Origin of the sequence: Enterococcus sp. DIV1337a (genome assembly GCF_051712285.1) — a bacterium.
Classification (GTDB): domain Bacteria; phylum Bacillota; class Bacilli; order Lactobacillales; family Enterococcaceae; genus Enterococcus; species Enterococcus faecalis.
This window is the reverse complement of sequence record NZ_JBIOOP010000001.1, coordinates 2,196,689-2,210,915: the sequence shown is the minus strand read 5'-3', so window position 1 is coordinate 2,210,915 and position 14,227 is coordinate 2,196,689. Positions and strand designations below refer to the sequence as shown.

Annotated in this window: 10 protein-coding genes and 1 other annotated feature; of the genes, 8 read left to right on the top strand and 2 right to left on the bottom strand. The window is 38.3% G+C overall.

What is annotated here, in order from left to right:
* Window positions 1–872: 872 nt before the first annotated feature.
* The 5 genes from IGL49_RS10485 (at window position 873) to IGL49_RS10465 (ending at window position 7,920) form a co-directional block, all read left to right on the top strand.
* Entirely contained in the window at window positions 873–2,186 is a 1,314-nt protein-coding gene (locus tag IGL49_RS10485) for an NCS2 family permease (RefSeq protein ID WP_104854152.1), read from the top strand.
* Between the two features lie 155 nt (window positions 2,187–2,341).
* Complete coding sequence (gene thiI, locus IGL49_RS10480) at window positions 2,342–3,556, top strand: tRNA uracil 4-sulfurtransferase ThiI (RefSeq protein WP_104854153.1); 1,215 nt, start codon at window positions 2,342–2,344, stop codon at window positions 3,554–3,556.
* Between the two features lie 129 nt (window positions 3,557–3,685).
* The gene (locus tag IGL49_RS10475; protein ID WP_002365189.1) at window positions 3,686–4,333 is read left to right on the top strand and encodes a redox-sensing transcriptional repressor Rex; all 648 of its coding nucleotides are present in this window, start codon (window positions 3,686–3,688) and stop codon (window positions 4,331–4,333) included.
* A gap of 63 nt (window positions 4,334–4,396) precedes the next feature.
* Window positions 4,397–4,885, top strand: a complete 489-nt coding sequence (tpx, locus tag IGL49_RS10470; protein ID WP_104854154.1) for a thiol peroxidase — start codon at window positions 4,397–4,399, stop codon at window positions 4,883–4,885.
* Between the two features lie 49 nt (window positions 4,886–4,934).
* Window positions 4,935–5,174 (top strand) — a binding site (T-box leader).
* Between the two features lie 103 nt (window positions 5,175–5,277).
* Window positions 5,278–7,920, top strand: coding sequence for a valine--tRNA ligase (locus tag IGL49_RS10465; RefSeq protein ID WP_104854155.1), 2,643 nt, complete (start codon window positions 5,278–5,280; stop codon window positions 7,918–7,920).
* Window positions 7,921–7,966: 46 nt separating this feature from the next.
* Here IGL49_RS10465 and IGL49_RS10460 read toward each other — a convergent pair whose 3' ends face one another.
* Together IGL49_RS10460 and IGL49_RS10455 are read right to left on the bottom strand one after the other, a co-directional pair.
* Entirely contained in the window at window positions 7,967–8,566 is a 600-nt protein-coding gene (locus IGL49_RS10460) for a TVP38/TMEM64 family protein (protein ID WP_104854156.1), read from the bottom strand.
* On the bottom strand, window positions 8,559–11,123 hold the full coding sequence (locus tag IGL49_RS10455; protein ID WP_104854157.1) for a YfhO family protein: 2,565 nt from the start codon (window positions 11,121–11,123) through the stop codon (window positions 8,559–8,561). Before IGL49_RS10455 ends, IGL49_RS10460 begins: the two co-directional genes overlap by 8 nt.
* A 248-nt stretch (window positions 11,124–11,371) precedes the next feature.
* Here IGL49_RS10455 and IGL49_RS10450 point away from each other — a divergent pair, with 248 nt between their 5' ends.
* From IGL49_RS10450 to radC, 3 genes are read left to right on the top strand one after another with little or no spacing between them, the layout of a single operon-like run.
* Window positions 11,372–12,694: a bifunctional folylpolyglutamate synthase/dihydrofolate synthase gene (locus IGL49_RS10450; RefSeq protein WP_104854158.1), complete on the top strand. Its 1,323-nt coding sequence runs from the start codon at window positions 11,372–11,374 to the stop codon at window positions 12,692–12,694.
* Window positions 12,678–13,337: an HAD family hydrolase gene (locus IGL49_RS10445; protein ID WP_002385286.1), complete on the top strand. Its 660-nt coding sequence runs from the start codon at window positions 12,678–12,680 to the stop codon at window positions 13,335–13,337. The genes IGL49_RS10450 and IGL49_RS10445 overlap by 17 nt, the downstream gene beginning before the upstream one ends.
* Before the next feature lie 54 nt (window positions 13,338–13,391).
* Window positions 13,392–14,090 (top strand): RadC family protein, encoded by a 699-nt coding sequence (radC, locus tag IGL49_RS10440; RefSeq protein ID WP_085406584.1) that lies wholly within the window; start codon window positions 13,392–13,394, stop codon window positions 14,088–14,090.
* The last annotated feature ends 137 nt before the right edge of the window (window positions 14,091–14,227 follow it).

The window sequence follows — 14,227 nt, the reverse complement described above, 5'->3', positions numbered from 1 at the left end:
TACAAGGATAAAACTGTGACGAGCCTTTGGCGAGAAAACAATAAGCCGAAATTGACTTTCTCACACAAGTGTTCGGCGTATCTTAACCCTTTCAAGTGTTGAGAATCACGGAAAACTTGGAAAGTGCTCCTGCGGTTACTCGTCGCAGTTCAATCCTTACAAGTGCTCCTGCGGTTACTCGTCGCAGTTCAATCCTTACAAGTGCTCCTGCGGTTACTCGTCGCAGTTCAATCCTCACAAGTGCTCCTGCGGTTACTCGTCGCAGTTCAATCCTTACAAGTGCTCCTGCGGTTACTCGTCGCAGTTCAATCCTTACAAGTGCTCCTGCGGTTACTCGTCGTAGTTCAATCCTTACAAGTGCTCCTGCGTTTAATCGTCGCAATTTGTCCTTTGAAAGTGATGAACAATACCTATTTGGTCTCCAAAAATCATAGAACACCGGGTCCTTCAATTCTAGCATGTTCCATGCGTAGAAATTGATGCGAACAAAACGGAGTGTAGTGTATCATGCAACATCAACTCGTTCCTCGTTGTGTTTTATGACAATTTTCGTATTGGCTTTCTTATGTGAGCATTCGTCGTAGTTTAGCCTTTTTAAGTGCTGAGAAACACTATTTGCAAAGCAAATAGATGACATCTGCGATTCCTCGATGTATTTAAGCCTTTGAGAGTGTTGAATAGTACCTACTCGGTTCTCGGAGTTAAACACTTCTGTCCCGACCTCTTTGACCGTGATTGTTCGTTTTTTACAGAATTTAGAATTTGATATTTACTTATTTGTTGGTTTATTATATGATTAAACACGTTGTTTCATTAATAAATTGAATATTTTACGAACATTGTAAAATGTCTGGATTTTAGGAGGACGGAACATGAAAGAAAAAATAAGTTCATATTTTGAACTTGAACAATTGAATACGAATATGAAACGAGAAATGTTAGCTGGTTTCACAACATTTATCTCAATGGCGTATATTTTGTTCGTTAATCCAACCGTACTAGGTGCTTCTGGCATGGACGAAGGAGCTGTTTTTACTGCCACCGCTTTAGCGAGTGCCTTAGGTTGTATTTTAATGGGTGTGTTGGCAAAATATCCGATTGCGACAGCACCAGCTTTAGGAATTAATGCATTCTTTGCTTATTCAGTCTCTGTTGGTATGGGGATTCCTTGGCAAACGACATTAGCAGGCGTTTTTGTGGCTTCATTGATATTTATTTTAATTACAATTTTTAAATTACGCGAGCTAATTATTGATGCAATTCCTGCAGACTTGAAATTTGCAATTTCAGGTGGGATTGGGTTGTTTATTGCTTTTCTTGGTTTAAGCCAAGGTGGCTTAATTGTGGCAAATGATGCGACACTCGTTGGCTTAGGACCTTTGAATGTTGGCTCAACATGGGTCACCATTGTCGGTTTGGTCGTAACTGCAATTTTGTTAGTTCGTCGAGTACCTGGTGGTATTTTTATTGGGATGGCGATTTCTACGATTGTTGGTTTAGCGACAGGCGTTATTCCAATGCCCGATAAGATTATTTCAAGCGCGCCAAGTTTAGAGCCAACATTTTTAGTGGCGTTAGGACATGTGAAAGATATCAATACGATTCAAATGTGGGTCGTGGTTTTAACGTTCCTATTAGTAACATTCTTTGATACCGCTGGTACGTTGGTGGGCTTAGCCAATCAAGCAGGTTTTATGAAGGACAATAAAATGCCGCGTGTGGGGAAAGCTTTAGCGGCTGATTCAACAGCGATGCTAGCTGGTTCTCTATTAGGGACCTCGCCAGTTGGTGCATATGTTGAATCATCTGCGGGGATCGCTGTGGGTGGTCGTTCAGGAATTACAGCTATTACAACAGGGATTTTATTTATTTTCAGCTTACTATTTTCTCCTTTGTTAGCGGTTGTCACTTCGCAAGTTACAGCACCAGCGTTGATTATTGTTGGCGTTTTGATGGCACAATCCTTAAGCAAAATTAAATGGAACGAGATGGAAATTGCGATTCCGTCATTCTTAATATTATTAGGGATGCCCTTGACATACAGCATTTCAGATGGGATTGCCTTAGGCTTTATCTTCTATCCAATTACAATGATTGCGGCAAAACGTGGCAAAGAAGTTTCGCCAATTATGTATGGCTTATTCTTTGTTTTTATCGGGTTTATGTGGATATTGAATGTGAAATAAGTAAGAGAAATTGATCAAATAGTTGATTCATAAGACAATGAACTTATGAATCAATTATTTTTTCGACTAAGCACTAGAAAAACGCCCCTTATTTGATGTATAATTTGCAAAGACATTGACCTGTGAAGGTACAGGAATAGAGAGGAATTAATTGAGTGAAATATACAGAAATTATGGTTCGCTATGGCGAATTATCAACTAAAGGAAAAAATCGTAAAACGTTTATCATGCAGTTAGCACAAAATGTGAAACGTGCGTTAGCTGATTTTCCAGCATTGAAAATCCATGCAGATCGAGACAGAATGCATATTTTATTAAATGGGGAAGACAGCGAAGAAGTGATTCCAAAACTAAGCAAAGTGTTTGGGATTCAAAATTTTTCGCCAAGTATTCGTATTGAAAAAGAAATGCCTGCGATTCGTGCAATGGTTCAAGAGGTTGTACGGGAAGTTTATACGCCAGGTAAGACGTTTAAAATTACTGCTAAACGTTCGGACCATTCATTTGAACTTGATTCCAATGGCTTGAATCAAGAATTAGGTGGCGCTGTTATTGAAGCCATTCCGGAAATTCAAGTACAAATGAAAAAACCTGATATTAACTTAAGAATTGAAATTCGTAAAGATGCGGCGTATTTATCTTATGAAACGATTCGTGGTGCGGGTGGATTACCAGTGGGCACCAGTGGTCGTGGTATGTTGATGCTGTCAGGAGGCATTGATTCGCCAGTTGCTGGTTATTTAGCTATGAAACGTGGCGTGGAAGTGGAAGCTGTCCATTTTGCTAGTCCGCCTTATACAAGTGAACAAGCGTTACAAAAGGCCAAAGATTTAGCTGAAAAATTAGTCCCTTATGTAGGAACTATTCAATTTATTGAAGTGCCCTTTACAGAAATTCAAGAAGAAATTAAACGAGTCGTTCCCCAAGGCTACTTAATGACTATTACCCGACGTTTAATGTTACGCTTAACAGATGCAATTCGTGAAATGCGGAAAGGTTTAGTCATTATTAACGGTGAATCGTTAGGACAAGTAGCTTCGCAAACACTTCAAAGTATGATAGCAATTAATGAGGTTACCTCAACACCGATAATTCGACCTGTTGTTTCAATGGATAAGACAGAAATTATCGAAATTGCCGAAAAAATTGATACGTTTGAATTAGCCATCCAACCGTTTGAAGATTGTTGTACAATTTTTGCACCACCGCAACCGAAAACACGACCTCGCTTGGATAAAGCGCAAGATTATGAAGCGCGTTTAGACTTAGAAGGTTTAATGGCTCGGGCCTTAGAAGGGCTCAAAATTACAGAGATTTCAGCAGAAACAGCGAAAGATAAACAAGAAGACGAATTTGCGGATTTCCTATAAGAAATAAATACAGTGATGATCGCTTAGACGTCACTGTATTTATTTTGTACTTATTTCACAAACAAGTTGCTCGGAGAGAGGAACCGTGATAAACTGAATATGTGAAGTAGGTAACAAGGAGGACAGAGGATGGAGAAAAAAATGCCTAAAGCAACGGCAAAACGTTTGCCGGTTTATTTACGTTATTTAAAAATGTTAGGGGATTCTGGTGTTAAACGCATTAAATCACGAGAGTTTAGTGAAATGATCCAGATTCCTTCTGCAACGATTCGGCGTGATTTTTCCCACGTTGGTGAACTGGGCCGAAGCGGTTATGGTTACGATGTGCCGTATTTAATTGAGGTATTTAGTAATATTTTAAATACGCAAGAAGAAAAAAGAATTGCCCTGATTGGTTGTGGCAATTTAGGCAAGGCATTACTAAAAAATAATTTTAGACGCAATGAGAATTTGAATATTGTCTGTGCTTTTGATAATGATTCAGCTTTAGTTGGCACCACGATTAATGGATTATTAGTTCATGATATGTCTGAGTTAGAAGCATTCGTTCGACAAGAAGGGGTTACGGTAGCCATTTCTACAGTACCCAGTCACCATGCCCAAAAAGCCATCGATAAAATTGTTCAAGCGGGTGTGACTGCGATTTTAAATTTTGCGCCAGACCGTGTCAGTGTGCCAGCCAACGTTAGTGTGCAGTATATTGATTTAACAACGGAACTGCAAACACTGATTTATTTTAATGAAACTTTTTCACTAGCAAATAGCCCAAAGCAATAAAATTGTCTTCATAAAAATCCTCTACTATACTTATGATTGAAAGTGGAAAAGGAGGATTTCAGAATGAATGTTACAAGAAAAGGGCACGTATTAGAATTGACAGGTGAACAGCCCAAAGTTGGCACAAAAGCTCCCGTCTTTTCTTTGAAAAATTTAAACAACCAAGAAATCAACTTGGCAGATTATAAAGGTAAAACGGTTTTAATTAGTGTGGTTCCTGATATCGACACACGTGTTTGTTCACTACAAACGAAACGTTTCAATCAAGAAGCGGCGAAATTAGACGGTATTCAGATTATCACAATTTCCAATAATACAGTCGAAGAACAAGCAAATTGGTGTGCCGCTGAGGGTGTCGAAATGGAGATGCTTCATGATACTGAAGACTCATTTGGTGCAACTTATGGTTTGTATATTCCAGAAATGGGCCGTTTAGCACGTGCTATTTTTGTGATTGACCCAGAAGGAACGTTAGTTTATGAAGAAATCGTCTCAGAAGTTTCGTCGGAACCCGATTATCAACAAGCGTTAGAAGCTGCAAAAAAAGTGTAATCCCTCTAGATTACAAATTGACTTTGCTTGCGCTTCATTGTAGAATGAAGCAAAGACAGCGAACAAGAGGAGTATCATTGGCGTCGTTTTAGAGAAAAAGTCGTTCAGGTGCAAGACTTTTACACAACCAGTGAGAAGGTAGCTTGTGAGTCAATGGTTTGAACACAGTACGTTAGTAGAACGATTCGTTTCGTGAACGTTATCTCACGAATGAGTGGCATTTGAATGAATTCAAGTCAAATGCAATTTAGGTGGTACCGCGTAAATAAGATAAATCTACGCCCTAAAATACGAAAGTATTTTAGGGCGTATTTTAGTGTTTAGCCAAAAAAAACTCATTTGTAAAATAATTACCGCTCCAAATCGCGTATTTTAAGAAAGAAGGGGAAAAAATGTCAGAAGAAAAAAACTTACCAACGAAATATCAACCGACAGAAATCGAAGCTGGCCGTTATCAAAAATGGCTAGATCAAGATTTATTTAAACCAAGCGGCGACAAAAAAGCGAAGCCCTATTCAATTGTTATTCCACCACCCAATGTAACAGGGAAACTACACTTAGGGCATGCTTGGGATACAACATTACAAGATATGATTATCCGCCAAAAAAGAATGCAAGGCTTTGACACGTTATGGCTACCAGGAATGGACCATGCCGGAATTGCCACGCAAGCAAAAGTAGAAGAGAAACTAGCACAACAAGGGATTTCACGTTACGACTTAGGTCGTGAAAAATTTGTTGATCAAGTGTGGGAATGGAAAGAAGAATATGCTTCTCATATTCGTGAGCAGTGGGCAAAAATGGGCCTTTCTTTAGATTACAGCCGTGAACGTTTTACTTTAGATGAAGGGCTATCTGAGGCCGTTCGTAAAGTGTTTGTCTCTCTTTACGAGAAAGATTTGATTTACCGTGGTGAATATATCATTAACTGGGATCCAAAAGCGAAAACAGCATTGTCTGATATCGAAGTAATTCATAAAGATATTGAAGGAGCTTTTTACCACATGAGCTACCCATTATCAGATGGTTCTGGCGTTGTTGAAATTGCGACAACACGTCCTGAAACAATGTTGGGAGATACGGCGATTGCGGTCCATCCAGAAGATGAACGGTATCAGGAACTTATTGGTAAGACAGTTATCTTGCCACTAGTCGATAAAGAAATTCCAATTATTGCGGATGACTACGTAGATATGGAATTTGGAACAGGGGTTGTAAAAATCACGCCTGCCCATGATCCAAATGACTTTGAAGTCGGTAATCGTCATGACTTACCTCGAGTAAATGTTATGAACGAAGATGGCACGATGAATGAGCTGGCTGGAAAATACGAAGGAATGGATCGTTTTGCCGCACGTAAAGCGATTGTCTCTGACTTGAAAGAATTAGGTCGCTTAATTAAAATCGAAACAATGAACCACAGTGTGGGCCATTCAGAACGAACAGGCGTTGTCGTGGAACCACGTTTATCGACCCAATGGTTTGTAAAAATGGGACCACTAGCTGAAAAAGCAATGAAAAACCAAGAAACAGAAGACGCTGTAGAGTTTTATCCACCACGCTTCAATCAAACGTTTTTACGTTGGATGGAAAATGTACATGATTGGGTTATTTCGCGACAATTATGGTGGGGCCATCAAATTCCTGCTTGGTATCACAAAGAAACGGGCGAGATGTATGTTGGAATGGAAGCACCAGCCGACAGTGAAAACTGGGTTCAAGATAGTGACGTCTTAGATACATGGTTTAGTTCTGCTTTATGGCCATTTTCAACGATGGGTTGGCCGGATGAAGCAAGCGAAGATTACCAACGTTACTTCCCAACAAGCACATTAGTTACTGGCTATGACATCATCTTCTTCTGGGTAAGTCGCATGATTTTCCAAAGTTTAGAGTTTACAGGTGAACGTCCCTTCCAAAATGTCTTAATTCATGGCTTAATTCGTGATGAGCAAGGTCGCAAAATGAGTAAATCATTGGGGAATGGGATTGACCCAATGGATGTCATCGAAAAATACGGCGCAGATGCGTTGCGTTGGTTCTTATCAAATGGTTCAGCTCCAGGCCAAGATGTTCGTTTTAGTTATGAAAAAATGGATGCTTCTTGGAACTTTATCAATAAGATTTGGAATGCAAGTCGCTTCGTTATCATGAATGTAGAAGGTATGACTGCTGCAGATATTGACTTTAGTGGTGAAAAGACTGTCGCTGATCGTTGGATTTTAACGCGCTTAAACGAAACAGTCGCCCGTGTGACAGAGTTGTTTGATCGCTTTGAATTCGGTGAAGCAGGTCGCCAATTATACAACTTCATCTGGGATGATTTCTGTGATTGGTACATTGAAATGAGTAAAGAGATTCTTTACGGAGAAAATGAAACGGCTAAACAAACAACACGGAGCATCTTGGTGTACACATTGGACCAAATCTTACGTTTATTGCATCCAATTATGCCGTTTGTAACAGAAGAAATTTGGGAGAAAATTCCGCATCAAGGTGAGTCATTGGTTGTGGCAGAGTACCCAGTTGTTCATGAAGAATTTAACGATGAAGCAGCAGCTCGAGGAATGGAAGTTCTGAAAGAAGTCATTCGTTCGGTTCGGAATATTCGAGCAGAAGTGAATACACCACTTTCTAAACCAATCACCTTGTTAATTAAAACAAACGATACAGAAGTAGAAGAATTTTTAACAGCTAATACTAGCTACTTAGAACGCTTCTGTAATCCAGAAGAATTAGTCATCAGCCGTGAAATAGAAGCGCCAGAATTAGCTATGTCCGCTGTATTAACAGGCGCAGAACTATTCCTACCATTAGCTGGTTTGATTAATATCGAGGAAGAAATTGCTCGCTTAGAAAAAGAATTAGACAAATGGACAAAAGAAGTCAAACGTGTGCAAGGCAAACTTTCAAATGAACGTTTTGTGTCAAATGCACCAGATGAAGTCGTGGAAGCAGAACGTGCAAAAGAAAAAGACTACCTTGAAAAACAAGAGGCTGTCAAAGAGCGGATTGCCCAATTACGTTCAATTTAAAAAAGAAAAGACAACAAAACCAAACGTTGGTTTTGTTGTCTTTTTGTTATAATTTGCCAAATAATTGAAACAAATACAACATTAAATAGCTATAAGTAGCCACAGACCAGAATTTCAATAAAAGAACAATTTTCATGAATTCCTTTAAAGAAATATCTGTAATTCCCGCTACTAAACAAACAATATCATCTGGAGCGAAGGGGACTAACATAGTAAAGATTAAGAGCTTTTTGACATTGTGTTCATTTTTGTCTAAAATCTCTTCAAATTTTTTGTATTTATTGGGTGAAAGGATTATTTTTACAAAGCTACGTCCATAGTAACGAACCAGTAAAAAGCCAATAAATTCACCAATGATCAATCCAAGATAGCTATACAAAAGTCCTTGCAAGTTGCCAAACATCAACATTCCCGCAACAGAAGAGATTCCTCCAGGTAGAATAGGAATAATCACTTGGATGATTTGTAAAAGAATGAAACAAAGAACTGCATAATTACCAAACTGTTTAATAAAAGCTTGCAAGGAAGCAACAGAATGAAAAATTCCTCTGGAATATCCCCATAAAATTAAGCCGAAGAAAATCACAAGTCCAACCAAGGGTAACCACCGAATGAGTCCATTTAAAAATTTTTTCTGATTAGTCATGAGTGGCCTCCTGACGTTTTCGACGGTATTTTTTTAAGCCAAGATAACCAGCCGTTCCCAGTAAAATCGTTCCGCTGACGGCAGTGCCGAGATAAATCATTCTTGGCTGATAGGTAAAGGTTAACTGCTGTTTGCCAGCTGGAACTTCAACAGCTAAAAAGCCACCTAGAATCCGTTGTGTTTTTAATGGTTCTTTTTGTAGAGATGACTTGACTTGCCAATCTTGGTCATAAGGAATGGACGTATACAGTAACTGAGTATCATTTCCAGTTACATTTAGTGCACCATTTAAATGGCCTTTTTTATTTACGTTCACGTGAAGAGCTTGTTGGCGTAATTTGTCAACCGCACGATTAAAGGCTGTTTGGTCTAAAGTTTGGAGCTGCCAATTGGTTAAATCAACCACTTGTTCAGCAGTTAGTGACAGGGTCACGGTAGTTCCTTTTTCGAAATGCCCTAAATTGAACAGTTGATTGGTTGCAATATAAATCGGCGTCGAGATAACTTGTTGGTCTACCTTCAATTGTGTGACCTTTTTCCATTTTAAATTCGGAATATAAAGATGCAGGTCGCCAGTGCTATTCACTTTAAAGGTTGCTTCAATTGTTTCATTGGTATGGTGAGGTTCATTTATCAACGATGCTGTTTTAAAATAAGGTTTATCAATCGGCACGAGCGTTTGCAGGAGTTCTTCTTGGGCAGCTAAAGGATTATTTTTTGCTAATTTTAACTTGGTTAATGCGGTTGGCGCCAAAAAGCCCATACCGATCGCTTCATCATTCTCCATGATTTTCGTGGAACCAACTGTTTTTAGCAATTTTTCACTTGTGGGTTTTTCAATTGGTAAAAAGTCGTATTTCACATTTAAAAGTAAATTAGTTAGTTGTGAATTATCGACATAGGCAATCCGACGATCATTTTTACGATATAAACCTAGCGCACTTAATGTGTCTTGGGTAGTGGCAGTTAAAGTCGAAGTATAGCTAGAAACGCCAGCATAACCATAAAGTAAAGGATTGTTGTAGCCGTTATTGATTTCACGGAACCCTGTTTCTTTGGAAGGAATGACTTGTTTCATGCGATAAAGTTCTGGTGCTGCAGCCGTTTTTTCATCGATTAATTGACTGTGTTTTCGATAATCTTGGGCAAATGTTGCTTGGCTACCAAAGGGCATGTGTTTAAAAGAAATCCAGAAATTCGTTGTTAATTCTGTGCTGACCAGTAAGAATAAAGCCACGACTACATAGTTTCTTAAGGCCTTTTTGTGTGCTAAACGCAAGCAAAAGAAAATCAACCAAATAAAAAGTAAACTTAGCCATAAATAATTGATTGAAATTAAGAGGTTCTTTTGTGGTCCATAATACAAAGATCCGTAGCCAATGACTAACAGCAGACTAAAAATAATAGGTGCAGACCAAGGAATGGTCACCCTTTTAAGCCAAGCTTCATAGGCAAAGACAATCAATAAAAAGCTAAAGATGAAGACATTTCGGTAAGGGAAACCAGCTGGGCTTTGAAACATGTGCCAGACAGTGTTAAAGGCTTCTAACCAAAAGCTTAAAAAGAGAATGAATAAAAGAATCGCTGAAGCCATTCTTTCTTTTAACGCAATTTGTTTCGTTTGAAAATAGGCAACACAAAGGAGTGTCACGAATAATCCAGCAAAAACGGTTGGTAAATGGTCTAAACGCAACTCATAATTAATAGAACCTAAGCCTAATTGCGAGAAGAACGAAGTGTTGAACTTAGGCGTTAAAAAGAAGGTCGAGACATCAAAATCTGCTTTTTTTGTATAGAGCATCCCTTCTGCTGCAGGTAATAATAAAAAGCTAGTTGCGGTGCCAGTTAAAAAAGAAACGAGGATGAATAACGGACTTTGTTTAAAAAATTGCCGAATAGCATGGGCTTGGGTATTTTTTTTAAAGAACCAATAGATACTGTACAAAACAGCAAAGAGACAAATCATGTAACCCATGTAGTAATTCGTCACAATGGCTAAGAACAGGGTTATACTATATAAGCCCCATTTTCGTTGATCCCATAAACGTTGAAGTCCCAATAAGATAAGCGGGAATAGAATCAGTGCATCTAACCACATAAAATTTTGGCTATAGACGGTGACAAATCCGCAGAAACTATAGGACGTTGAAAAAAGTAACGTGGTGACATCAACTTTTTGATAGGTGTATTTTAAATAACTAAACATCGTAGTACCCATCAAGGAAAGTTTTAAGGTAATAATCCATAAAATTGCTACAGGTAATTGTTCATAAGGAAAAAAGAAAGCCAACACATTAAAAGGGCTTAGTAAGTAATAGGCTGCCAAAGGAACAATCGATTCACCAATCTCATTTGAAAAAGAGTAGAATGTAGTTATTCCCTCATGAAAAGAGCGTTTTAAAAAACTCAAGAAAGGCATGTATTGTGTGCCTAAATCACTAACTAATAAGTTGTTGTCACCAAAAGGCGCAAGTTGTAATGTCATCCATACAAGCAACAGAAGTAAAAACGGCAAGAAAAAACTTCCTAACCATAAAAGCTTCGATTTGTTTTTCATCAAAATAAGTCCACCTTTATAAAAAAATCATGAATAAGCGTGTTGAACGCTCTAAAAATAGTTTTTAATTGGCTGGCTAGAATGAACCATCCAGAATGTTAGTTTACCATAAGTTCATTAATGTATCCGCTAATAATGCAAAATCATGAAAAATGCAAAAATTTTTCAATAAAAAGTTTCAATTGGTTATGAGTGAAAAAGTCACCTAACTTGGTTATAATGTAGAAGAAGACAAGGAGTTGGACAAGATGCAATTAACAATAGAAGAAGCCATTGAATGGATTCATAGCCGGTTACCCTTTGGCTCAAGACCTGGTTTGGATCGGATCAATGCGTTATTAGAAAAAATTGATCATCCAGAAAACAAAGTACCAACGATTCATATCGCAGGGACCAATGGTAAAGGCTCAACCGTGACATATTTACGCTGTTTATTAGAAGAAATGGGCTTGAAAGTCGGAACCTTTACCTCTCCTTATATTGAATCATTTAATGAAAGAATTGCGATAAATGGTCAACCGATTTCAGACGAACAATTGATTACCTATGTGGAAAAATACCAACCAATCATTAAAGAATTAGACCAGATCACTGAAGTGGCTGGAATTACAGAATTCGAAACATTGACAGGAATGGCCTTGGACTATTTCGTGAATGAACAAGTGGATATCGCAGTTGTTGAAGTTGGCTTAGGTGGATTACTTGATAGCACCAATGTCGTGCAGCCTTTATTGACGGGAATTACGACAATTGGGAAGGATCACACAGAAATTTTAGGTGAAACAATTGCTGAAATTGCCTATCAAAAAGCGGGTATTATTAAAGAAAAAGTCCCAGTAGTAACGGGCAATATTTGTGCTGATGCGCTAGCAGTCATTGAAAAAGTCGCACAAGAAAAACAGAGTCCAATTTTTCGTTTTGGCAAAGAGTATCAAGTGGAATACCTACATCCCGACACACAATGGGGGGAAGTATTTAATTTCTATGGAGAAATGGGCAAACTGACAAAAATTAAAGTTCCCTTGTTGGGGCGTCACCAAGTAGAAAACGCGGCGGTAGCTATTCAATTATTTGACAAGTATTGCCAACTACAACATTTGCCATTTAAAGAACGAGACATTACTCAAGGGTTAGCTAAAGCGCAATGGCCAGCTCGAATGGAACGTCTTAGTGATGAACCGTTGATTGTTTTAGATGGTGCGCACAATGATCATGCAGTAAAACGCTTAGTTGAAAACTTGCGCAAAGAATTTCCACAACACACGATTCATATTTTATTTTCAGCTTTAGCAACTAAAGATGTGGCTGAGATGATTCAGGACTTAAAGCAAGTACCGAATGCGCATCTTTACTTAACTAGCTTCGATTATCCTAAAGCTATTGCACTCACAGAAATGGAAAAATATGAAGACGATTTAACAGAAATTGTGTCTTTATGGCAATTTGGCTTAGGCGAAATTTTAGAAAAAATGTCGGCAGATGATTTATTATTAGTAACAGGTTCATTATATTTTGTTTCTCAAGTAAGAGAATTACTTTTAACTATAGGAGGAAATGATGAAGAAATTTGATGGCGTAATTTTTGATATGGATGGGTTGCTTTTTGATACGGAGTTGATTTACTATACATCTACTCAAAAAGTAGCAGATGCAATGGGGTTACCATATAGTAAAGAAGTCTATTTAGACTATGTTGGGATTTCCGATGAAGAAGTACAAGAGAATTACCGACGTATTTATGCATCCTATGGTCACGACACAGTGGAAGAATTTATCCGCCGTTCTTATGATGATACCCTGCAAGAGTTTCGATCTGGTAATGTACCTTTAAAACCAGGGGTGGTGGAATTTCTCGACTTTTTAGATGATCAAAAAATTCCTCGATTAGTTGCTTCAAGTAACGTCCGTCCAGCAATTGAAATGTTATTAAGCCATGCTGGGATTCAGGATCGTTTTGTAGGAATTGTTTCAGCAGAGGATGTTAAACGAGCAAAACCGGACCCAGAAATTTTTCAAAAAGCTCGTCAACTTTTAGGAACAGAAGCCCCGAAAACCTTGATTTTCGAAGACTCATTTCATGGGGTAAGTGCGGCTCATAGTGCGGGCATTCCAGTGATCATGGTACCTGATTTATTGCAACCAACTGAAGTTATCCAAGAGAAAACATTACATGTCTTGGAGAGTTTACATCAAGCGCCACATTATTTAAAATAATAAAAACAACACTCCTTTGCGTAGTTTATTAATGACTAGCAAAGGAGGTTTTTTATGCAAGTATCGGATCTATTTATTCGCGAGATGCCGAGTGATTGTTTACCACGAGAACGGCTCTTAGCGATAGGAGAAAAAGCATTATCGAATCAAGAGTTGTTGGCGATTCTGTTACGAACTGGCTCAAAAGAAGCAGACGTGATGACTGTTGCCGCAACGCTATTAAAACAGTTTAAGCAACTTTCTTATTTCCAGCAAGCCACGTTGAACGAGTTAATGGCTATTAAAGGCATTGGCCAAGTGAAAGCCATTGAATTACGTGCGGCCATTGAATTGGGGTGTCGAATTTATCAAAGTAGTCAAATCAAATTTGGCAAAGTTACGTCCAGTCAACAAGTCGCTCAACGATTACTCCAAGAGATGAAGGGGCTGCAACAAGAACATTTAATTTGTATTTACTTGAATACCAAGAATGACATTATCCAACAGAAAACGATTTTTAAAGGATCACTGAATCAAAGTATCGCTCATCCACGCGAAATTTTTCGGGAAGCGGTTAAATATTCTTCTGCTCGCATACTGTTAGCTCATAATCATCCATCTGGCAATCCGACACCGTCACCACAAGATATTCAATTTACCAAACGAATGGAAGAATGTGGCGAAATGATGGGGATTCAATTGTTGGATCATATTATTGTTGGTGATAGCGGATACATTAGTTTGAGAGAAGAGAATTTTTTTGCTTCAGAATGAGGACAATTCTTGCAAAAATATTTTATCACGTGTAAAATGAAAGGGTAATCTTGTTTGGAATTATGTAGACTTTTTAAATTTTTTTAAATATTCTATTGGAAGCGAGCAAAGTTACGACTATTTATGTGCAAATGCAC